Origin of the sequence: Salmonella sp. 2020_1395, assembly GCF_043848115.1 — a bacterium.
Taxonomy (GTDB): Bacteria; Pseudomonadota; Gammaproteobacteria; order Enterobacterales; family Enterobacteriaceae; genus Salmonella; species Salmonella enterica.
The window spans coordinates 43,092-63,810 of sequence record NZ_JBCMFH010000021.1 but is presented as its reverse complement, the minus strand read 5'-3'; the positions used below and the strand labels follow the sequence as shown (position 1 = coordinate 63,810).

The window sequence follows — 20,719 nt, the reverse complement described above, 5'->3', positions numbered from 1 at the left end:
TGTTTAATGATTCTGTGTTTTTTCGTCCTGTAGCCGTGCCTGCTCCGCCAGGGCGGCAAAATCTTTTTCGCTGTAATAGTGCGCGGGAGGCGGTAGCTGCGCCATATCCTCGCTGGGCCACAATTGTAGTTGCGCCAGCGTGCTAAGCTGGATACCGCGCCAGCGATGGGGCAAGCTCAGCGGCAATAGCGGCATTATCTCGCCAGGAATGGCGGTCGGCAGGCGGTCATCGCCCATCTGATAATTACGATGCAGCACCAGATATTTTTCCGGTACCCGCCGCTGGCTGTTCCACCAACGGCCATCAAGCATATCAAACTGAAAACGGGTGATCTGCGCCGGCTGCGCTGCCAGCTGCGTCAGCGCTTGCCGCAGCGCAGTTTCCATCGCCGTGTTGTACATCTCTTGCGTTTTCGTCTGGCCGCCGACAATTAAAGACGCCGCCAGACGGGCACCCGCGAGGTTAGAATAGAGATCTTCCGGCGAAAAGGCCGATACTCCCTCAGAAAATCCGCGAACAGACTCGAAACCGTACCATTGGGCGATTTCGTGCCACTCCGCCACCTGGAACGCCAGATGCGCCGACAACCAGGCGGCCAGCGTGTATCGCTCGCGTGCATCGACCGGAGGGGTAAAAGCAGTAAAAACCAGACGCCGTTCGGCCAGCTCCTCGCCCAGATTCAGCGTAAAAGCCTGCCCCAGCTTTGGTAGTAGTTGGCTGAAGATATACACTGTCATATCAGCGGTATCCCGCACATGTGCGGTGTCGATGAATCCGCCACGCAAGGTATACACAATACCGTTATTCTCACCGCTAAGGCCAATCAGGTTTGCCACGCCCGAGTACAGATGGTCGTTGTACTGATGATGCCCCAGCGAGTCCACCGTCACGATGTTATTTAACTGATAGAACGGAACCGGCAGTCCCAGCAGCTCGGCATGCAGGTCGTAACCAAAAGCGCAACACGGACGCAACCCCTTTGGCAGTGGCTGCGGCGGCATCGTCGGCCAGGCTTCACTGGCAACTGGCATTGGGAGAGAGGACAGATAGAGCGTCAGTGGTAAGGCGGCGCGGGCGCTCCCCGCCAGAAACAGCAGCGCCAGAAAGATAACCCGAACGACGGACCTCAAAATGCTTCTCCTACCTGAAAATAAAAACCGCTGCTAGCTTTGCCCACGCCGTAATCCAGCCGCACGTTGACGCGCGGCTTGAACTCAAAGCGATAGCCCACGCCCGCAGAAGGCAGCCATCGCCCGTCATCCAGATGGTGCAAAGACGATCCCATGGTGCCCGCGCCCACCCAACCGACAACGCCATGCCGCCAGCTCAGCTTATGGCGATATTCCAGCTGACCGCTGATAGCATTTTTATCGCGATAGCGCCCTTCATAATAGCCGCGCATACGATGGTTACTGCCCAGCAGCGGCAGCATATTCCACGGCACATCACCCTGAGTAAAGGCGCCGTCCGTTTCCCAGGCCAGCACATCTTTATCATTGAGGGCATGGTAACGACTATAGTGCAGTTGGTATTCATCAAACCGCGTATCGCTACCGACGTCCGGTGCGAAGTGGGTATAGCGAAGGGTGGCATACTGCCCTTTGCGTGGGTTAGGTATAAAATCACGATCATCCCAGCTAATCTCAACGCTACCGCCGTTACTCAGTGAAGAACAGCCCTGCGCTGTACTTTGAATTTTGGGCGGATCGGTCTCATCAATTTGCGCGGCGTGCTGTATATCCAGCGTCCAGCCAACGCCAAGATAGATATTGTTGACCAGCCGACGATACAGCATGGGTTGCAGATCCAGCACCTGCGCAGTATAGGCCTGCTTATGGCTGTCTTTATCACCGGCGGCAAAACCCTGTCCCCAATAGTAAGTGGGCGTGTCGCTCAATGCGCCAGTGAGGAAGAAACGCCAGCGATCTTGCGCGAAAAAAGCGTAATTTTGCAGGCTTACGCCAAAAGCGCCTGTGGAGCTGAAATAGCCGCTCAGCGACAGCGTGGATACCTGGCTAACCTTATCGGCAGGATCGGGGCGATACATACCGACGATGGCGGTGCCGATGCCCAGCCCCAGTTCAGGGGTATAAAATGGCCCGGGCATTACTCCCCAGTTGACGCCTTTGGCGGCATCGTAAGTATCGCTATCCCCCATTTGTTGTAGCCAGCCGTCCACCTGACTGCGGCTGGGCAGCGCCGCCTGCGCCACGCCGGACAGCACACCGGCGACGCAAAGCAACAGTCGGCAATGGCAGCGGTTCAAAAGCGGTACTCACCGGCCACAAAGAAGCTATTGCGCTCGGCAAAGCCAAACTCGGTGGTAACGTTGAAATGGCGGGTTATTTCATACTGAGCGCCCAGCAGCATGTTCCACGGTGATTGTAGATGCTGTTTGACGTCAAAGCGGCCGTTATTGTTATAGTTAGCCATACTCACCAGCCTTTGTAGCGTCGCTGACGGCATGGTCAGGTCGTCGAGGCTGCCTTTAAACTCCTGCTGCACATCCTGATACATGCTGCCGACCCAGACGTTTAGCTTGCCCGACGGCAGATGCATCTTATCTATACCCGGGGTGGTAAAACGGTAACCAACGCGAGGTGAGACGGTAAAGGCGTCGATGCTGCCATCAAGAATATCGAACTGTGTCTGGGTGTAGTTAGCATCAACAGCGGTAAACCAGTTACCTACACCGCCGACCAGCGTGGTGCCGATGCCATAGGTAGTGCCTTTAAAGTCGAGTTTAAACTTGAGGTTTTGCAGATCGGCGGGATGAAAAACGTGGCCATTTTTCGTCATCAACCCAACACCAATTTGCGAAATGGAATGACCATCGGTATAGCCCACCAGGCCGTACACATTCATAAATGGCAGCAGCCAGGCATCCAGCTTGACCGTTTCGGTCTTGCTCTTTTCACGGGTATGACCGACGTTAATTTTAAATGCGTTATCTAATGGAATTCCCCCGTTGGGACCTAAAGCCAGGCCATTAAAGTTGATGCTATCAACGTTAATATTCTGCCCAATATTCATGTAGTTAATATTGAGACCAAATGGCTCGGGAAGCTCATAGCCACGCTTTCGGGCTTCATCACCCAGAAAAGGCAACACTGATGTACTGGCAGGCTTTGCCACCGGCGTTGTCGCGACTGGCGGTGTGGCAGCAGATGGGACGTCATCCTGATAGCTATAAACAGGCGACAGGTTCGCCGGGGGGCTGGTAGCCGCCCAGGTAGAAAAAGCCATAGCGGGCAGCGCCAACAGCAAAAGGGAGCGTTTTTTCATAATGATGAAGCGTTTATTCTGGCGAGAAGCGCCGCCGGATCGAAAGGAGGAGGGAGAATATAGTAATCGTCGCCTGGTGGGCGGGATTTCTGTGCGAATTAATCTTTTGAAATAAAAAACTATTTTCTACAACGTCTTTGTTGCAACACATTAGCTTCATGAGTGGAACTATCGGCCCGACGGCGATCGGGCCGGAGTGAATCAGGACAGAACATGTTGTTCAATCGCCCAGGCAACACCATCTTCAAGGTTCGATTTAGTCACAAAGTTAGCCACCTCTTTGACCGACGGAATGGCGTTGTCCATTGCCACGCCCATGCCGGCGTATTCGATCATCGCAATGTCGTTTTCCTGATCGCCAATCGCCATCACCTCCTCTGGCTTAATACCCAGCGCCTCGGCCAGTGATTTTACGCCGGTGCCTTTATTAACCCGTTTATCGAGGATTTCAAGGAAGTACGGCGCACTTTTCAGCACGGTATACTTTTCCTTCACCTCTGCCGGTATACGCGCAATCGCCCGGTCAAGAACGACAGGCTCATCGATCATCATAACTTTCAGGAACTGGGTGTTCGGGTCCATCTTCTCCGCTTCACAAAATACCAGCGGAATGGTCGCCACATACGACTCATGCACCGTGTAGTAGCTGATATCGCGGTTAGCGGTATAAAGCGTATTTCGGTCTAATGCGTGGAAGTGAGAACCCACCTCACGGGACAGTTTTTCCAGGTAACGGTAGTCATCATAGCTGAGCGCTGTTTGCGCCACCGTACTGCCATCCCCTGCTTTCTGCACCAGCGCCCCGTTGTAGGTGATGCAGTAGTCGCCGGGTTGTTCCATATGAAGTTCTTTCAGATAGCTGTGCACACCCGCATACGGACGGCCTGTGGTCAGCACCACGTTTACCCCTTTTTCACGCGCAGCGGCAATCGCGTTTTTAACCGCCGGAGAAATGGTGTGATCGGGCAGCAGAAGGGTGCCATCCATGTCGATAGCAATAAGTTTGATAGCCATGAAATCCCCGCATTAAATGAGTCCTGACTCATGCTAACGCGATTCCGCTCAAAAAACAGCAAAAGAGTCAGGGATAAAGGGGGATAAACTCTGGAAAAAGGATTCCTCTTTTGTCCGACATGATGAGGAGTTTAACGGTCTTTACAATGGTTGCTTCTATTGTGCATTGACCGATTTATCAGGCAATAACATACAGAAAAATAAAGGAGGTTATTGGGAAACTCACCGTATATAGAAGAAAAAGAGACTGAGTGTCCCGTTAAACCATTTGAGGAATGAATAATTTGATGACAATTACCGTTAGTACTCTCTGAAAAAAATAAAAATAACACAGCTTTCGATTAAACGGCACACCGGTAAGAAAGCGCAGATAGAAAAAATAGCAATAAAATTAGCGGCGTGGTAATAATAACGAATATGACATGTAAGGAATACATTCATGAAAATAATTAAAATAATATCAGCCATTGCCATGAGTTATTTTTTAAGCGGTTGTATGACGTCATCTTTACTCGATACTATAAAAACGGAAAGCGCACCCACGACAGAAGTCTGGAAAACAGATGAAATAAAAAGTATCAAACCATCAACGACTACAAACGGAGAGAAAACGTGGACATTTGTTGGTGAAGACAATAATTATCAACTTGATATAAAAGATGATAATATCAACACAACAACCAGAAATTTCGTCACTTTACTGAATAATCCTCATATCGATAAAAGAATTATCGAATTTTCCAAACAGCTTTACTGTTCTACCGATAGTAAAAAAGGGAACAAACAAAATGAGTTTCATTGCGTCCGCCCTTCAGATATTAGATACAGTTATAAGTCTTTGACGGGAGAAGAAAAATCAAAAGTCAGAGAGGCATTTTATGTACATGAAAACGATCCTGGCAGTCCTTTTTATTTTACGTTAGCAGGAAAAATCCAACCCAAAGATGCCGATAATGAAAATGAAATATTACTAAAATCTTCCCATAAAATAAATTTCACACGTGATAAGAAGCATTTCTCGGCTAAGGTTTTATTAATGCCATTCTCTATTATTGGCGATGTTGTCACTGCGCCCTTCCAGGCAATTGGCTATATTATTATCATGAATTCTTTACCGGCGATGCGCTACTAACAATAAAGAATGCCTGAATGTATTCAGGCATTCTATGTCAGCCTCACCTTGTCGGATGGCGGAGTAAATACTCTATCCAACCAACAACGTATCTTTAATGCTAAACAATGGAAAATACATCAAGGATATATTATGAACACATTATTTAAAATATTAGTTATAACATTACTTATAGTGGTTATAGGATACGTCATTGTATTGCACTCACTACCCCCAATGCGTTACTAAATCTCAGACTACTGACAAACCTTCCAGGCGCTGTTAAATGTTGGGATTCGCTCCCCTCAACCTACAGACTAAATCTCTCCCTTATATAAGGGAGAGATTACGCGGGAATATTAAATATCGATATTCGCTGCTTTCAGGGCGTTCTCTTCGATAAAGGCACGACGCGGCTCAACGGCATCACCCATCAGCGTGGTGAACAGCTGGTCGGCAGCAATCGCATCTTTGACGGTCACACGCAGCATACGGCGGCTTTCCGGGTCCATGGTGGTTTCCCACAGCTGATCCGGGTTCATTTCACCCAGACCTTTATAACGCTGGATAGCCAGACCGCGACGTGATTCTTTCACCAGCCACTCCAGCGCCTGCTCGAAGCTGTTTACCGGCTGGCGACGCTCGCCGCGTTCGATGAACGCGTCCTCTTCAATCAGACCGCGCAGCTTCTCGCCCAGCGTGCAGATACGACGATATTCCGCGCCGGTCACAAACTCGTGATCCAACGGATAATCGGTATCCACACCATGCGTACGCACGCGAACGATAGGCTCGAACAGATTCTGTTCCGTATTAGTATGAACATCGAACTTCCACTGACTGCCGTGCTGCTCTTTCTCGTTCAGCTCGGTAATCAGCGCATTCACCCAGCGCGTTACAGTCTGCTCATCAGAAAGATCGGCTTCGGTCAGAGTTGGCTGATACACCAGCTCTTTGAGCAGCGCTTTCGGGAAGCGACGCTCCATACGACCAATCATTTTCTGCGTGGCGTTATATTCAGAGACCAGTTTTTCTAACGCTTCGCCGGATAGCGCCGGCGCATGAGCGTTCGCGTGCAGAGTCGCACCGTCAAGCGCGATGGAAATCTGGTACTGATCCATCGCTTCGTCGTCTTTAATGTACTGTTCCTGCTTGCCTTTCTTCACTTTGTACAGCGGCGGCTGGGCAATGTAGACGTGGCCGCGCTCGACGATTTCCGGCATCTGACGATAGAAGAAGGTCAACAGCAGCGTACGGATGTGCGAGCCGTCGACGTCCGCATCGGTCATGATGATGATGCTATGATAACGCAGCTTGTCCGGGTTGTACTCGTCGCGACCGATACCGCAGCCCAGCGCGGTAATCAGCGTCGCCACTTCCTGAGAGGAGAGCATCTTGTCGAAGCGCGCTTTCTCGACGTTGAGGATTTTACCTTTCAGCGGCAGAATCGCCTGGTTCTTGCGGTTACGGCCCTGCTTCGCAGAGCCGCCCGCGGAGTCCCCTTCCACCAGGTACAGTTCGGACAGCGCCGGGTCGCGTTCCTGGCAGTCCGCCAGTTTGCCCGGCAGACCGGCTAAATCCAGCGCGCCTTTACGACGGGTCATTTCACGGGCGCGACGCGCCGCTTCACGCGCACGCGCGGCGTCGATAATTTTGCCGACGACGATTTTCGCGTCAGATGGGTTTTCCAGCAGGTATTCGCTCAGCAGTTCGTTCATCTGCTGTTCTACCGCCGATTTCACCTCGGAAGAGACCAGCTTATCTTTGGTCTGCGAGGAGAATTTCGGGTCCGGCACCTTCACGGAAACCACCGCAATCAGACCTTCACGGGCATCATCGCCGGTGGCGCTGACTTTAGCTTTTTTGCTGTAGCCTTCTTTGTCCATGTAGGCGTTCAGCGTACGGGTCATCGCCGCACGGAAGCCTGCCAGGTGGGTACCGCCGTCGCGCTGCGGAATGTTGTTGGTAAAGCAGTAGATGTTTTCCTGGAAACCGTCGTTCCACTGTAGCGCTACTTCCACACCGATACCGTCTTTTTCGGTGGAGAAGTAGAAGATATTCGGGTGGATCGGCGTTTTATTCTTGTTGAGATATTCAACAAACGCCTTGATGCCGCCTTCGTAGTGGAAATGATCTTCTTTGCCATCGCGCTTGTCGCGCAGGCGGATGGAGACGCCTGAGTTCAGGAATGACAGTTCACGCAGGCGTTTCGCCAGGATCTCATATTCAAATTCAGTGACGTTGGTGAAGGTTTCGTGGCTCGGCCAGAAACGTACCATCGTGCCGGTTTTATCGGTATCGCCAGTGACGGCCAGGGGTGCCTGCGGCACGCCGTGCTCGTAGATCTGACGGTGAATTTTGCCATCTCGCTGGATAACCAGTTCCAGTTTTTGCGACAGAGCGTTGACTACCGAGACGCCCACGCCGTGCAGACCGCCGGAGACTTTATAGGAGTTATCGTCAAATTTACCGCCCGCGTGCAGAACGGTCATGATCACTTCCGCCGCCGAGACGCCTTCTTCCGGGTGAATACCGGTCGGAATGCCACGGCCATCATCCGTTACGGACACGGAGTTATCGGCGTGAATAGTCACGACGATATCTTTACAGTGACCCGCGAGCGCTTCGTCGATAGCGTTATCTACCACCTCGAATACCATGTGGTGCAGACCGGTGCCGTCATCCGTGTCGCCGATATACATACCCGGGCGCTTACGCACCGCATCCAGCCCTTTCAGGACTTTGATACTGGAGGAGTCATAAGAATTCGACATCAACGTTTCTCGCTCATTTAATCTTGGGTTAATCCGTTATTTTACCCTTTTCCACGGTAAACATCTTCGAATTTTCATCCGACATGTCTATAACGTGTTCAGCGCTAATTGCGCTGACAAAGACCTGCGATTGCGTGGCTTTTAAGCGGCTGGCCAGCAGTCCGCGACGCGCATCGTCAAGTTCAGAGGCAAAATCATCTATCAGGTACAGGCAGCGCCGCCCGCTTTCGCGGGTGAGGAACTCGCCCTGCGCCAGACGTAAGGCGCACATCAATAACTTTAGCTGCCCGCGCGACAGGGTATCTTCCACCGGCGCGCCGTCGGCGCGAATGCGAAAGTCCGCTTTATGCGGCCCGTGCGCGGTGTAGGTCAACATACGGTCACGCTCAAAGCTTCGCTCCAGCACGTCCGCATAGTCTGTCTCTTTCTCCCAGCCGCGCTGGAAAGAGAACGTCAGGGAAAATTCAGGTAAAAACTGCTGACAGGTATCCGCCATGTCCTGTGCGATAGCGCTACTGTACTCCGCCCGCCAGGTACTAATTTGTTCCGCCAGCGGAATCAGCTCTTTATCCCACGGGCGCAATTGCTCATAACGACTCACCTGGCGCAGCGCGGCATTACGCTGTTTCAGCAATCGTTTCAGGTTGCTCCAGGCGGTGAAGAATCCGGCTTCGTTGTGAAAGCATCCCCAGTCAAGGAACGCTCTTCTGTATTTGGGGCCGCCGTTGAGTAAAGTAAACCCCTCCGGCGTAATCAACTGCATCGGCATTAAATGCGCCAGCTCCGCGATCTTGTGACCGTCGGTACCATCGATACGGACTTTGCTGTCGCCCTGCTTATCTTTGGTTAAACCAATCGACGTCTCACGCTCTTCGCCCTGTAATCGCCCGTGAAGAACAAACGCTTCCTGCTCATGACGAATCACGCGGCCAGGCTGCAAACTGCGAAACGCCCGACCGTGGCCAAGCGTATAGATAGCTTCCAACACGCTGGTTTTGCCGCTGCCGTTGGCGCCAACCAGGAAGTTAAAGCCGGGGGATAAAGCGAGATCCGCATTTTCTATGTTGCGGAAGTCTTTGATTAAAAGGCGCGTCAGTGACATATATTAGTACATTCGTCCAGGGGCGTGTGTGTCGCAGCCAGTTCGTCTACCGCCAGCGCGCAGAAAGCGGAGCGTACACGAAGTACGTGAGCATTTCGAGCACTGCCGGGAGGCGAAATGGCAAGTAAACCAGCCCCTTTTCAGATTCTACAGCCTCATTGGCATAACAACGTAGGCAGCACTCTGTGACGCCGCATCCTCAATCTGTACGCTGGATACGGAATCCGTCAGCATAATGCGCACGGTTTCGCACTTCAGCGCATTGAGCACGTCCAGCACGTAACTGACGTTAAAGCCGATTTCCATCTCCGTCCCGCCGTAGCTCACATCCAGAATCTCTTCCGCTTCTTCCTGCTCCGGGTTATTGGCGGTGATTTTGAGCTGATTCTCACTGACGTACAGACGCACGCCGCGGAATTTCTCATTCGAGAGGATTGCCGCGCGGGCAAACGCCTGCTTGAGGATATCGCAGCCCGCTTCCAGATGCTTATCCGGATTCTTCGGCAGAACGCGACGGTAATCCGGGAAGCGACCATCCACCAGCTTCGAGGTAAAGATAAAGTCGCCGACGTGCGCGCGGATATTATTACTGCCGATCTGCACGCGCAGCGGGTTTTCGCCGCCGTCGAGCATACGCATCAGTTCAATCACGCCTTTACGCGGCACAATCACCGAGTGGCTGGGTAAAGACGCTTCCAGCGGCATTGAGCACACCGCCAGACGGTGGCCGTCGGTCGCGACAGTGCGCAGTTCGCTACCTTCCGTTTCAAACAGCATACCGTTTAAGTAGTAGCGCACATCCTGATGGGCCATCGAAAACTGGGTCGCTTCAATCAGGCGCTTCATCGTGGCCTGCGGCAGCGTAAATTCAACTTCGCTTTGCCAGTCGTCAAGATTCGGGAAATCGGCGGCAGGCAGCGTAGACAGCGAGAAGCGGCTACGGCCAGAACGCACCAACATCCGATCGCCTTCCAACTGAACGGCAATCTCCGCGCCCTCCGGCAGGCCGCGGCAGATATCAAAGAATTTCCGCGCCGGCACGGTAGTGGCGCCTGGCTCATGCGGCTGAGAAAGCGTAACGCGCGCGACCATCTCCATTTCAAGATCGGTGCCGGTCAGAGAAAGCGTACCGTCCGCTACCTGGAGGAGCAGGTTACCGAGAATCGGCAGCGTAGGACGACCGCCCAGCGGGCCGCTGACCTGCTGAAGCGGTTTTAATAAATGTTCACGTTCAACGGTAAATTTCATAGGATCACGACGACAATGTTCTGATTAAATTCGAAAAATCTTCTTTGATATCGTGGCTTTCTTCACGCAGTTGCTCAATTTTACGACAGGCATGAAGTACGGTAGTGTGGTCGCGCCCGCCAAACGCATCGCCGATTTCCGGCAGACTGTGGTTGGTGAGCTCTTTTGCCAGCGCCATAGCCATCTGGCGCGGACGTGCTACCGAGCGAGATCGACGCTTAGAAAGCAGATCCGCAATTTTGATTTTGTAATACTCGGCCACCGTCTTCTGAATATTGTCGATGGTGACCAGTTTTTCCTGCAACGCCAGTAAATCGCGCAGCGCTTCGCGCACAAAGTCGATAGTAATCGCCCGGCCGGTAAAGTTGGCATTGGCGATCACCCGGTTCAGCGCGCCTTCCAGTTCACGTACGTTAGAGCGTAGACGCTTGGCGATAAAGAACGCTACTTCGCCTGGCAGACGAATATCATTTTCGTCCGCTTTTTTCATCAGGATCGCCACGCGGGTTTCCAGTTCTGGCGGTTCGATCGCCACTGTCAGCCCCCAACCAAAGCGGGACTTGAGACGATCCTCAACGCCGTTGATCTCTTTCGGATAGCGATCCGACGTCAAAATGATCTGCTGATTGCCTTCCAGCAGAGCGTTAAAGGTGTGGAAAAACTCTTCCTGGGATCGTTCTTTATTGGCGAAGAATTGAATATCGTCGATCAGCAATGCGTCAACGGAGCGGTAGTAGCGTTTAAACTCTTCGATGGCGTTATTTTGCAGGGCTTTTACCATGTCCTGCACAAAGCGCTCGGAGTGCATATACACGACTTTCGCGTTGGGTTTGCGCGCCATAATGCCGTTACCCACCGCGTGCAGCAGGTGAGTTTTACCCAGACCGGTGCCGCCATAGAGGAATAACGGGTTATAAGCGCCGCCAGGATTATCCGCCACCTGACGTGCCGCCGCGCGCGCCAGTTGGTTGGATTTACCTTCGACGAAGTTATCAAATGTATGTTTAACATTGACGTTGGAGCGGTAGGTCGGCTCCGCCGGCGCTGGTACGTTATCCCAGCCCGAACGGGCCGCAGGCGCTACGCGCTGCGGCTGCGCCGTCGTTGTCTGCGCAGGCGCGACAACGTTATGCACAGGCGTTTTTAGCGTTTGCGTAACGGGCTTTGTTCCCACTTCAAAACGCAGTTGTGGGGCATCCGCGCCGCAGAATGTGTTGAGTAATCCATTGATATTGTTGAGGTACTTATCTCTTACCCAATCGAGCACAAAACGGTTTGGCGCATACAAAGCCAGCGTGTTATCGCTCAGTTCCGCCTGCAACGGGCGTATCCACATACTGAATTCTGTGGCTGGTAACTCATCCTGCAATCGGGCAAGACACTGCTGCCAAAGCGAAAGTGACACGGCGGACTCCACTCGAACAAAAGTCGATAAATGACAAAGGCTGATACATTAATGATTGTTGGCGCACGTCGATAAGACCCTGCATGAAGGGTGACGCACGAACCGCTGTCTGCGGTTTTCACGGATCTTTCAAACGATCGCGACTTCACGCAGTCTGAAAGATTTCGTGTTCATGCCTGACCAGGATCGTTTGAAACGATCAGGACCGCGGATCATAGCCTAAACTGAGCAAGAGATCTTCTGTTTCTCACAGATTCTTCCCGATTTATCCACAGGACTTTCCAGGAAAGGATAAGTGTAATCGATCCTGGGGAACTCCTGTACGCTTTCGCGCGCATATTGAAAAAATTAATAGGTAAAGGTGAGCAGACGCCTAAAAGATCGCATAAAGATCCAGGGCGATCCTTGCGCTTTACTTGGCAGTCCGTATAATTCTCCACCCGTCGCGCAATGCCCGTCATATGGCGTCAACGCTGCTTATTTTCCGCACAAAAAGGCGTGGAAAATCGCGGGAAAATAAGGAAAGAGAATTGACTCCGGAGTGTACAATTATTACAATCCGGCCTCTTTAATCACCCACACTGTGGCGTAAGTCGTTCAAAGTTTGTTCGGGTATACGCAAAAGTCAGTGAATTTATTCAAGTTTAGGTAGAAATCGCCATGAAACGCACTTTTCAACCGTCTGTACTGAAGCGCAACCGTTCTCACGGCTTCCGTGCTCGTATGGCTACTAAAAATGGTCGTCAGGTTCTGGCACGTCGTCGTGCTAAAGGCCGCGCTCGTCTGACCGTTTCCAAGTAATAAAGCTAACCCCTGAGTGGTTAAGCTCGCATTTCCCAGGGAGTTACGTTTGTTAACTCCCGCTCATTTCACATTCGTCTTCCAGCAACCTCAACGGGCTGGCACGCCGCAAATCACCATCCTCGGCCGCCTGAATTCGCTGGGGCATCCCCGTATCGGTCTTACCGTCGCCAAGAAAAACGTTCGACGAGCGCATGAACGCAACCGGATTAAACGTCTGACGCGTGAAAGCTTCCGTCTGCGCCAGCATGAACTTCCTGCAATGGATTTCGTGGTGGTGGCGAAAAAAGGGGTTGCCGACCTCGATAACCGTGCTCTCTCGGAAGCGTTGGAAAAATTATGGCGCCGCCACTGTCGCCTGGCTCGCGGGTCCTGATAGCCCTTATTCGGGTCTATCAACGCCTGATCAGTCCGCTGCTTGGGCCGCATTGTCGTTTCACGCCAACGTGCTCAAGCTACGGAATTGAGGCATTGCGCAGGTTTGGAGTGATAAAAGGCAGTTGGTTGACGGTGAAACGCGTATTAAAATGCCACCCTTTACACCCTGGTGGTGACGATCCCGTCCCGCCCGGACCATTTGATACCAGAGAACACTAACGATGGATTCGCAACGCAATCTTTTAGTCATCGCTTTGCTGTTCGTGTCTTTCATGATCTGGCAAGCCTGGGAGCAGGATAAAAATCCGCAACCTCAGACTCAACAGACCACGCAGACAACGACCACCGCAGCGGGTAGCGCCGCCGACCAGGGCGTACCAGCCAGTGGCCAGGGGAAAATGATTACGGTGAAAACCGATGTGCTTGATTTGACTATCAACACCCGTGGTGGTGATGTCGAGCAGGCCTTGCTCCCGGCTTACCCGAAAGAACTGGGTTCCAACGAACCGTTCCAGCTGCTGGAAACCACCCCGCAGTTTATCTATCAGGCGCAAAGCGGCCTGACAGGCCGTGACGGCCCGGATAACCCGGCGAACGGCCCGCGTCCGCTGTACAACGTCGAGAAAGATGCGTTTGTACTGGCCGACGGTCAGAACGAACTGCAGGTTCCGATGACTTATACTGACGCCGCAGGCAACACGTTTACCAAAACGTTTGTCTTTAAGCGTGGCGATTATGCGGTTAACGTGAACTATAGCGTGCAGAACACCGGCGAAAAACCGCTGGAAGTCTCCACCTTTGGTCAGTTAAAACAATCCGTCAACCTGCCTCCTCATCGCGACACCGGCAGCAGCAACTTTGCGCTGCATACGTTCCGTGGCGCAGCGTACTCCACGCCGGATGAGAAGTATGAGAAATACAAATTCGACACTATTGCCGATAACGAAAACCTCAACGTCAGCTCCAAAGGCGGTTGGGTGGCAATGTTGCAGCAGTATTTCGCTACCGCATGGATTCCGCGTAACGACGGCACCAACAATTTCTACACCGCCAATCTGGGTAACGGCATTGTCGCTATCGGCTATAAAGCGCAGCCGGTACTGGTACAGCCAGGCCAGACTGGCGCGATGACCAGCACCCTGTGGGTCGGCCCGGAAATTCAGGATAAAATGGCGGCTGTTGCACCGCACCTGGATTTGACCGTGGACTACGGCTGGTTGTGGTTCATCTCTCAGCCGCTGTTCAAGTTGCTGAAGTGGATCCACAGCTTTGTGGGCAACTGGGGCTTCTCCATTATCATCATTACCTTTATCGTTCGCGGTATCATGTACCCGCTGACCAAAGCGCAGTACACGTCAATGGCGAAGATGCGTATGCTGCAGCCGAAAATTCAGGCGATGCGCGAACGTCTTGGCGATGATAAACAGCGCCAAAGCCAGGAGATGATGGCCCTGTACAAAGCGGAGAAGGTTAACCCGCTGGGCGGCTGCTTCCCGCTGATCATCCAGATGCCTATCTTCCTGGCGTTGTACTACATGCTGATGGGTTCCATTGAACTGCGTCATGCGCCGTTCGCGCTGTGGATTCATGACCTGTCCGCACAGGACCCGTACTACATTCTGCCGATCCTGATGGGCGTAACGATGTTCTTCATTCAGAAGATGTCGCCGACCACCGTGACCGACCCGATGCAGCAGAAGATCATGACCTTTATGCCGGTCATCTTTACGGTGTTCTTCCTGTGGTTCCCGTCAGGTCTGGTGCTGTACTATATCGTCAGCAACCTGGTCACCATCATTCAGCAGCAGCTGATTTACCGTGGTCTGGAGAAGCGTGGCCTGCATAGCCGCGAGAAGAAAAAATCCTGATTCGGTGTAGGCCGGATAAGGCGAAGCCGCCATCCGGCAAGGCGCGCCGGTCAGCCTGATGGCGCTAACGCTTATCAGGCCTACAATCAAAAGGCGGTCATATGACCGCCTTTTTTATTGCAACAAAGTTGAGACTAACCATGAGCCATAACGACACTATCGTCGCCCAGGCAACCCCACCGGGACGCGGTGGCGTGGGTATCCTGCGTATCTCTGGTCTGAAAGCGCGTGACGTTGCGCAAGAGGTGCTGGGCAAGCTGCCGAAGCCGCGCTATGCCGACTACCTGCCGTTTAAAGACGTTGACGGCAGCGCGCTGGATCAGGGTATTGCGCTGTGGTTCCCCGGCCCGAACTCCTTCACCGGTGAAGATGTGCTGGAGCTACAAGGGCACGGCGGTCCGGTGATCCTGGACCTGCTGTTAAAACGTATCCTGACGCTTCCAGGCGTGCGCATTGCCCGACCGGGCGAGTTCTCCGAGCGAGCGTTCCTCAACGATAAGCTCGATTTAGCCCAGGCAGAAGCCATTGCCGACCTGATCGATGCCAGTTCCGAACAGGCGGCGCGTTCGGCGCTAAACTCGTTACAGGGGGCATTTTCCGCCCGCGTTAACCACCTTGTGGAAGCACTTACTCACCTGCGAATCTACGTCGAAGCGGCTATCGATTTTCCGGATGAGGAGATCGACTTTCTCTCTGACGGCAAAATCGAAGCGCAGCTCAATGGCGTCATCGCCGATCTTGACGCCGTGCGCACCGAAGCGCGCCAGGGCAGCCTGCTGCGCGAAGGGATGAAGGTAGTGATTGCCGGACGCCCGAATGCCGGGAAATCCAGCCTGCTGAATGCGCTGGCAGGCCGTGAAGCGGCCATTGTTACCGATATCGCCGGTACCACGCGCGACGTGTTGCGCGAGCATATTCACATCGACGGGATGCCGCTGCATATCATCGATACCGCCGGACTGCGCGACGCCAGCGACGAAGTTGAGCGTATCGGCATCGAACGCGCCTGGCAGGAGATTGAACAGGCCGACCGCGTGCTGTTTATGGTGGATGGCACCACGACGGACGCCGTTGACCCTGCCGACATCTGGCCGGACTTTATCGCCCGTCTGCCCAAAAATCTACCGATTACCGTGGTACGTAACAAGGCGGATATCACCGGCGAAACGTTGGGTATTAGTGAAGTAAACGGTCACTCACTGGTTCGCCTCTCGGCGCGTACCGGCGAAGGCGTCGACGTGTTGCGTAACCACCTCAAGCAGAGCATGGGGTTTGATACCAATATGGAAGGCGGCTTCCTGGCCCGCCGCCGTCACCTACAGGCGCTGGCGGAAGCCGCTGAACATCTTGAGCAGGGCAAAGCGCAGTTATTAGGCGCATGGGCAGGGGAACTGCTGGCGGAAGAGTTGCGCCTGGCGCAGCAAAGCTTAAGCGAGATTACCGGCGAGTTTACCTCCGACGACCTACTGGGACGGATTTTCTCCAGCTTCTGTATTGGTAAGTAACGTTGTATTGCCCGGTGGCGCGATGCTTACCGGGCCTACAAAACCCGTAAGCCGGATAAGGCGTTTACGCCGCCATCCGGCAGCAATAATTTCCCATGAGGAAATCACTGTTGTCCAAATGGCAACTCGTCTCGCGCAACGTCGCCCCGTATTCTTAGCGCCACACTTTTCGTGAGGCCGCTATGAAACGTTTTCTACTGTGTAGTTTTGCCCTGGTTTTACTCTATCCTGCCGGTATTGATATGTATCTGGTCGGTTTACCGCGTATAGCCGCCGATCTGAACGCCAGCGAGGCGCAGTTGCATATCGCCTTCTCCGTTTACCTGGCCGGAATGGCGACGGCCATGCTGTTTGCCGGGAAGATAGCCGACCAGTCAGGCCGCAAGCCGGTCGCGATCGTCGGCGCGCTCGTCTTTATGATGGCCTCACTGCTTTGTTCACGGGCGTCGGAAGGCTCGCTATTTCTGAGTGGGCGTTTTCTTCAGGGAGTAGGCGCAGGCGGCTGCTATGTGGTGGCGTTCGCCATTCTGCGCGATACGCTCGACGAGCATCGCCGGGCGAAAGTGCTGTCATTATTGAATGGGATTACCTGTATTGTGCCGGTACTCGCCCCGGTGGTGGGGCATTTGATTATGCTTCGTTTCCCCTGGCAAAGTCTGTTCTATACGATGTCCGCGATGGGCATTATTGTGGGCCTGTTATCACTGTTTATCCTGCGCGAGACGCGCCCGGCAAGGCTGGCTCCACGCGATTTATCACGATCGTCGCCCGCCGCCGAGTCGCTGGTTAACCGTTTTTTCGTCAGTCGACTGGCGATCACCACCCTTAGCGTGTCGGTGATCCTGACCTTCGTCAATGCCTCTCCAGTGCTGCTGATGGAGGTGATGGGATTTAGTCGTGGCGACTATGCCATTACCATGGCGCTCACCGCAGGCGTCAGTATGGTCGTCTCTTTTTCCACCCCTTTTGCGCTTGGGTTATTTAAGCCGCGAACTTTAATGCTCGTCTCACAGGGGCTGTTTTTGACGGCTGGCGTGACGTTAAGCCTTGCTCATACCAATACCGTCACACTCTTTGGCCTGACGCTTATCTGCGCCGGATTCTCGGTTGGTTTTGGCGTCGCGATGAGCCAGGCGCTGGGGCCATTTTCGCTGCGCGCCGGAGTGGCCAGTTCCACGCTCGGTATCGCGCAGGTTTGCGGTTCATCACTGTGGATTTGGCTGGCGGCAATACTCGGTATCAGCGCGATGAATATGCTGATCGGGATTCTGATTGGTTGTAGCATAGTGAGTATTCTGCTGATCTTCTCCGTCGCGCCCAACAGGTCCGTAGCCGAGCATGAAGAAATCCCTTACCAATCTCGATCTTAATCTGCTGTTATGCCTACAGTTACTCATGCAGGAGCGCAGCGTCACTAAAGCTGCAAAACGGATGAACGTAACGCCCTCGGCGGTCAGCAAATCGCTGGCGAAACTCCGGGCATGGTTTGACGATCCGCTGTTCGTCAATACGCCGCTGGGCCTGGCGCCGACGCCGCTGATGGTCAGTATGGAGCAAAGTCTGGCGGACTGGATGCAGATGGGGAATCAACTGCTTGATAAGCCGCATCATCAAACGCCGCGCGGTTTAAAATTTGAGTTGGCGGCAGAGTCGCCGCTGATGATGATTATGTTTAATTCACTGTCGCAGCAGATTTATCAGCGCTATCCGCAGGCTACCATTAAGGTTCGCAACTGGGATTATGACTCGCTGGAGGCGATTACGCGCGGGGAAGTCGATATCGGATTTACCGGACGCGAAAGCCATCCCCGCTCGCGAGAATTGCTCAGTCTGTTGCCGCTCGCGATTGATTTTGAGGTACTGTTTAGCGATTTGCCGTGGGTCTGGCTGCGGGAAGATCATCCGGCACTGCGTGAAGCGTGGGATCTGGACACTTTTCTGCGCTACCCGCATATCAGTATTTGCTGGGAGCAAAGCGATACCTGGGCGCTGGATGATGTCCTGCAAGAAATGGGACGCAAACGCCATATTGCGTTGAGCCTGCCGGGGTTCGAGCAGTCGCTCTTTATGGCCGCCCAGCCGGATCACACCCTGATAGCAACCGCGCCGCGCTATTGCCAGCACTACAATCAGCTCCACCAGCTACCGTTAGTGGCGCGCCCCCTGCCTTTTGATGCGCAACAGCGGGAAAAGCTGATGGTGCCGTTTACCCTATTATGGCACAAACGTAATAGTCATAATCCCAAGATTGTGTGGCTACGACAGGCTATCAACACGCTCTGCCGTCGCCTTATCTGACCACCTGCGTTGATAAATTAACCTTCCTCTTACCAGAAATGTCACCGTCTGATTAAAGAACCTTCTGAAATTGAATTTTTAGCGCGTAAAACCTGTCCATAATTTACGTTAATGTTACTCTCGTCATTATCACGGCCCATTAATCACGGAGCGAAAAATGGCGACTCACTTTGCCAGAGGGATACTTACGGAGGGACAGTTGGTTTCAATTCGTCTCTCTTCGTCTTGCCATATTGAAGCCAGAAACCTGCCTGCTCACCGACGAACGCGTTTTCTCGCCTCCAGAGGCCTTCTTGCCGAACTGATGTTTATGCTGTACGGAATTAGCGAGCTGCCGGAAATCATTATTCAGGCGAAAGGTAAACCCGCGTTTCGTGACAAAAATCTGCCAGGTTTTTCTATCTCCTACGCCGGAAATATGGTTGGCGTGGCGTTGACCACCGAAGGAGAGTGCGGGCTGGATATGGAATTACAGCGCACCTCCCGCGGCTTTCACCATCCGCATTCGCTCGAACGCCACCCTTTCTCCCGTAATGAAAACTTATGGGTAGCCAATCAAAACGATCCCAACGAAGCGCGAGCGCAACTCATTACATTGCGCCAGAGCGTGTTAAAACTCACCGGCGATGTCATGAATGACGATCCGCGGGAGCTGCAACTTTTACCCGTGGCCGGACGCCTGAAGTGCGCGCATGTCACGCAGCTTGAAGCCGTGTGCGATGCGGAAGATGTGCTGGTATGGTCCGTAACCGTTACGCCAGCGATAGAAAAATTAAAAGTGTGGGAGTTCGATGGCAAACTGGGCTGGAAAAGCCTGCCCGATATCCAGACGCGCGCCAATGAGCCAACCGGTCGTCTGATGCGATTCGCCCAACTCCCCGCCGCCAAATCGTATACGCTTAATCGTTCATAATGAAAAAAGGGGCACGTATGTCTGAAACGCTGAATGTGGTTACATTGCTGGGAAGTTTACGCAAAGGTTCCTTTAACGGGATGGTGGCGCGTACGCTGCCTAAAGTCGCGCCGGCAGGAATGACGGTATCGCCGCTGCCTTCGATCGGGGATATTCCGCTGTATGACGCCGATATCCAGCAGGAAGAGGGATTTCCAGCCAGCGTAGAGGCGCTGGCGGAGCAGATTCGCAACGCCGACGGCGTCGTCATTGTGACGCCGGAATATAACTATTCCGTTCCCGGCGGCCTGAAGAATGCCATCGACTGGCTATCCCGTCTGCCTGAGCAGCCGCTGGCGGGTAAGCCCGTTCTTATCCAGACCAGCTCAATGGGGGCGATTGGCGGCGCGCGCTGCCAGTATCATCTGCGCCAGATTCTGGTGTTCCTTGATGCGATGGTGATGAATAAACCGGAGTTTATGGGCGGCGTGATTCAGAATAAAGTCGACCCGCAGACTGGAGAAGTGGTGGATCAGGGAACGTTAGATCATTTGACCGGTCAGTTGACCGCATTTGGCGAGTTTATTCAGCGGGTGAAACACTGAGGATTATCACCGTAGTAAATACGCGTGCTTTTTTAGTAAAGCACGCATATCCGATGTGATGTAAAAAGCATCTTCCAACTCTTCATCCTTACAGTCCGTACATGACCAATACCACACTGTATAGATATGTCTGGTGATATGTTTATCCAGTAAGTCATAGATTACTGGCCAGGAAGGATGCTTATGGTACTGCTCACCAAAGTTATCTATACATTCAAGAAGTATTATCATTAACACAAAGCATTCATCATCGTTGCATTCGCTATAAGCCGATAAAAACTCATCCAACCGTCGATTATCCGCAACCTCGATTGGCCAATCTTGCATGCAAGATTCATTAGGCAGGCTGAAACGCTGAGCCAGGGAATCGATAGCCTGGCCTGTTTCATAACGAATTAAATGTTTGGGGAGATGAATAAATATTTTGTCCAT

The 20,719-nt window shown here is 52.9% G+C and carries 19 protein-coding genes; 10 read left to right on the top strand and 9 right to left on the bottom strand.

Annotation, left to right across the window (positions count from 1 at the left end):
• Positions 1-3: 3 nt before the first annotated feature.
• The 4 genes from ACH0WD_RS22560 to yidA all read right to left on the bottom strand — a co-directional run bounded on the left by ACH0WD_RS22560 (position 4) and on the right by yidA (position 4,300).
• The gene (locus ACH0WD_RS22560) at positions 4-1,131 is read right to left on the bottom strand and encodes a DUF4056 domain-containing protein (protein WP_001258174.1); all 1,128 of its coding nucleotides are present in this window, start codon (positions 1,129-1,131) and stop codon (positions 4-6) included.
• Positions 1,128-2,267, bottom strand: coding sequence for a BamA/TamA family outer membrane protein (locus ACH0WD_RS22555; protein ID WP_001078025.1), 1,140 nt, complete (start codon positions 2,265-2,267; stop codon positions 1,128-1,130). The genes ACH0WD_RS22560 and ACH0WD_RS22555 overlap by 4 nt, the downstream gene beginning before the upstream one ends.
• Positions 2,264-3,286 carry a hypothetical protein gene (locus tag ACH0WD_RS22550; protein WP_000747398.1) on the bottom strand — a complete coding sequence of 341 codons (1,023 nt, stop codon included), beginning with the start codon at positions 3,284-3,286 and terminating at the stop codon, positions 2,264-2,266. The genes ACH0WD_RS22555 and ACH0WD_RS22550 overlap by 4 nt, the downstream gene beginning before the upstream one ends.
• 201 nt (positions 3,287-3,487) lie before the next feature.
• Entirely contained in the window at positions 3,488-4,300 is an 813-nt protein-coding gene (gene yidA / locus ACH0WD_RS22545; RefSeq protein ID WP_000985574.1) for a sugar-phosphatase, read from the bottom strand.
• A 439-nt stretch (positions 4,301-4,739) separates the two neighbouring features.
• Here yidA and ACH0WD_RS22540 point away from each other — a divergent pair, with 439 nt between their 5' ends.
• Positions 4,740-5,432 carry a hypothetical protein gene (locus ACH0WD_RS22540; RefSeq protein WP_000691472.1) on the top strand — a complete coding sequence of 231 codons (693 nt, stop codon included), beginning with the start codon at positions 4,740-4,742 and terminating at the stop codon, positions 5,430-5,432.
• Between the two features lie 338 nt (positions 5,433-5,770).
• Here the strand turns inward: ACH0WD_RS22540 and gyrB are convergent, their stop codons facing one another.
• From gyrB to dnaA, 4 genes are all read right to left on the bottom strand, one after another.
• The gene (gene gyrB, locus ACH0WD_RS22535) at positions 5,771-8,185 is read right to left on the bottom strand and encodes a DNA topoisomerase (ATP-hydrolyzing) subunit B (RefSeq protein WP_000072046.1); all 2,415 of its coding nucleotides are present in this window, start codon (positions 8,183-8,185) and stop codon (positions 5,771-5,773) included.
• A 28-nt stretch (positions 8,186-8,213) separates the two neighbouring features.
• A complete protein-coding gene (gene recF, locus ACH0WD_RS22530; protein ID WP_000060081.1) occupies positions 8,214-9,287 on the bottom strand; it encodes a DNA replication/repair protein RecF in 1,074 nt (357 codons plus the stop codon).
• 147 nt (positions 9,288-9,434) lie between these two features.
• Complete coding sequence (gene dnaN, locus ACH0WD_RS22525; protein ID WP_000673474.1) at positions 9,435-10,535, bottom strand: DNA polymerase III subunit beta; 1,101 nt, start codon at positions 10,533-10,535, stop codon at positions 9,435-9,437.
• A 4-nt stretch (positions 10,536-10,539) separates the two neighbouring features.
• Positions 10,540-11,940, bottom strand: a complete 1,401-nt coding sequence (gene dnaA, locus ACH0WD_RS22520) for a chromosomal replication initiator protein DnaA (RefSeq protein ID WP_000059093.1) — start codon at positions 11,938-11,940, stop codon at positions 10,540-10,542.
• Positions 11,941-12,600: 660 nt separating this feature from the next.
• Here dnaA and rpmH point away from each other — a divergent pair.
• The 9 genes from rpmH to ACH0WD_RS22475 all read left to right on the top strand — a co-directional run bounded on the left by rpmH (position 12,601) and on the right by ACH0WD_RS22475 (position 20,287).
• A complete protein-coding gene (gene rpmH, locus ACH0WD_RS22515; RefSeq protein ID WP_000831330.1) occupies positions 12,601-12,741 on the top strand; it encodes a 50S ribosomal protein L34 in 141 nt (46 codons plus the stop codon).
• A 16-nt stretch (positions 12,742-12,757) separates the two neighbouring features.
• On the top strand, positions 12,758-13,117 hold the full coding sequence (rnpA, locus tag ACH0WD_RS22510) for a ribonuclease P protein component (RefSeq protein WP_000239725.1): 360 nt from the start codon (positions 12,758-12,760) through the stop codon (positions 13,115-13,117).
• Positions 13,081-13,338 carry a membrane protein insertion efficiency factor YidD gene (gene yidD, locus ACH0WD_RS22505; protein WP_001307474.1) on the top strand — a complete coding sequence of 86 codons (258 nt, stop codon included), beginning with the start codon at positions 13,081-13,083 and terminating at the stop codon, positions 13,336-13,338. Before rnpA ends, yidD begins: the two co-directional genes overlap by 37 nt.
• A gap of 2 nt (positions 13,339-13,340) precedes the next feature.
• Positions 13,341-14,987 carry a membrane protein insertase YidC gene (gene yidC / locus ACH0WD_RS22500; protein ID WP_000378278.1) on the top strand — a complete coding sequence of 549 codons (1,647 nt, stop codon included), beginning with the start codon at positions 13,341-13,343 and terminating at the stop codon, positions 14,985-14,987.
• Between the two features lie 140 nt (positions 14,988-15,127).
• Positions 15,128-16,492 carry a tRNA uridine-5-carboxymethylaminomethyl(34) synthesis GTPase MnmE gene (mnmE, locus tag ACH0WD_RS22495; protein WP_000019081.1) on the top strand — a complete coding sequence of 455 codons (1,365 nt, stop codon included), beginning with the start codon at positions 15,128-15,130 and terminating at the stop codon, positions 16,490-16,492.
• A 182-nt stretch (positions 16,493-16,674) separates the two neighbouring features.
• A complete protein-coding gene (locus tag ACH0WD_RS22490) occupies positions 16,675-17,862 on the top strand; it encodes an MFS transporter (protein WP_000819614.1) in 1,188 nt (395 codons plus the stop codon).
• Positions 17,831-18,790 carry an HTH-type transcriptional regulator YidZ gene (yidZ, locus tag ACH0WD_RS22485; RefSeq protein ID WP_000749365.1) on the top strand — a complete coding sequence of 320 codons (960 nt, stop codon included), beginning with the start codon at positions 17,831-17,833 and terminating at the stop codon, positions 18,788-18,790. The genes ACH0WD_RS22490 and yidZ overlap by 32 nt, the downstream gene beginning before the upstream one ends.
• 157 nt (positions 18,791-18,947) lie before the next feature.
• A complete protein-coding gene (locus ACH0WD_RS22480; protein ID WP_000190678.1) occupies positions 18,948-19,703 on the top strand; it encodes a 4'-phosphopantetheinyl transferase superfamily protein in 756 nt (251 codons plus the stop codon).
• The gene (locus tag ACH0WD_RS22475) at positions 19,703-20,287 is read left to right on the top strand and encodes an NADPH-dependent FMN reductase (protein WP_076938353.1); all 585 of its coding nucleotides are present in this window, start codon (positions 19,703-19,705) and stop codon (positions 20,285-20,287) included. Before ACH0WD_RS22480 ends, ACH0WD_RS22475 begins: the two co-directional genes overlap by 1 nt.
• Before the next feature lie 6 nt (positions 20,288-20,293).
• Here the strand turns inward: ACH0WD_RS22475 and ACH0WD_RS22470 are convergent, their stop codons facing one another.
• Positions 20,294-20,719, bottom strand: coding sequence for a hypothetical protein (locus tag ACH0WD_RS22470; protein ID WP_001747551.1), 426 nt, complete (start codon positions 20,717-20,719; stop codon positions 20,294-20,296).

Excerpts from the sequence above, each read along its gene's own strand:
- ACH0WD_RS22550 (WP_000747398.1), bottom strand. The coding sequence starts at position 3,286 with ATGAAAAAACGCTCCCTTTTGCTGTTGGCGCTGCCCGCTATGGCTTTT.
- yidA (WP_000985574.1), bottom strand. The coding sequence starts at position 4,300 with ATGGCTATCAAACTTATTGCTATCGACATGGATGGCACCCTTCTGCTG.
- ACH0WD_RS22540 (WP_000691472.1), top strand. The coding sequence starts at position 4,740 with ATGAAAATAATTAAAATAATATCAGCCATTGCCATGAGTTATTTTTTA.
- gyrB (WP_000072046.1), bottom strand. The coding sequence starts at position 8,185 with ATGTCGAATTCTTATGACTCCTCCAGTATCAAAGTCCTGAAAGGGCTG.
- recF (WP_000060081.1), bottom strand. The coding sequence starts at position 9,287 with ATGTCACTGACGCGCCTTTTAATCAAAGACTTCCGCAACATAGAAAAT.
- dnaN (WP_000673474.1), bottom strand. The coding sequence starts at position 10,535 with ATGAAATTTACCGTTGAACGTGAACATTTATTAAAACCGCTTCAGCAG.
- rpmH (WP_000831330.1), top strand. The coding sequence starts at position 12,601 with ATGAAACGCACTTTTCAACCGTCTGTACTGAAGCGCAACCGTTCTCAC.
- yidD (WP_001307474.1), top strand. The coding sequence starts at position 13,081 with ATGGCGCCGCCACTGTCGCCTGGCTCGCGGGTCCTGATAGCCCTTATT.
- yidC (WP_000378278.1), top strand. The coding sequence starts at position 13,341 with ATGGATTCGCAACGCAATCTTTTAGTCATCGCTTTGCTGTTCGTGTCT.
- mnmE (WP_000019081.1), top strand. The coding sequence starts at position 15,128 with ATGAGCCATAACGACACTATCGTCGCCCAGGCAACCCCACCGGGACGC.
- ACH0WD_RS22490 (WP_000819614.1), top strand. The coding sequence starts at position 16,675 with ATGAAACGTTTTCTACTGTGTAGTTTTGCCCTGGTTTTACTCTATCCT.
- yidZ (WP_000749365.1), top strand. The coding sequence starts at position 17,831 with ATGAAGAAATCCCTTACCAATCTCGATCTTAATCTGCTGTTATGCCTA.
- ACH0WD_RS22480 (WP_000190678.1), top strand. The coding sequence starts at position 18,948 with ATGGCGACTCACTTTGCCAGAGGGATACTTACGGAGGGACAGTTGGTT.
- ACH0WD_RS22475 (WP_076938353.1), top strand. The coding sequence starts at position 19,703 with ATGAAAAAAGGGGCACGTATGTCTGAAACGCTGAATGTGGTTACATTG.
- ACH0WD_RS22470 (WP_001747551.1), bottom strand. The coding sequence starts at position 20,719 with ATGGACAAAATATTTATTCATCTCCCCAAACATTTAATTCGTTATGAA.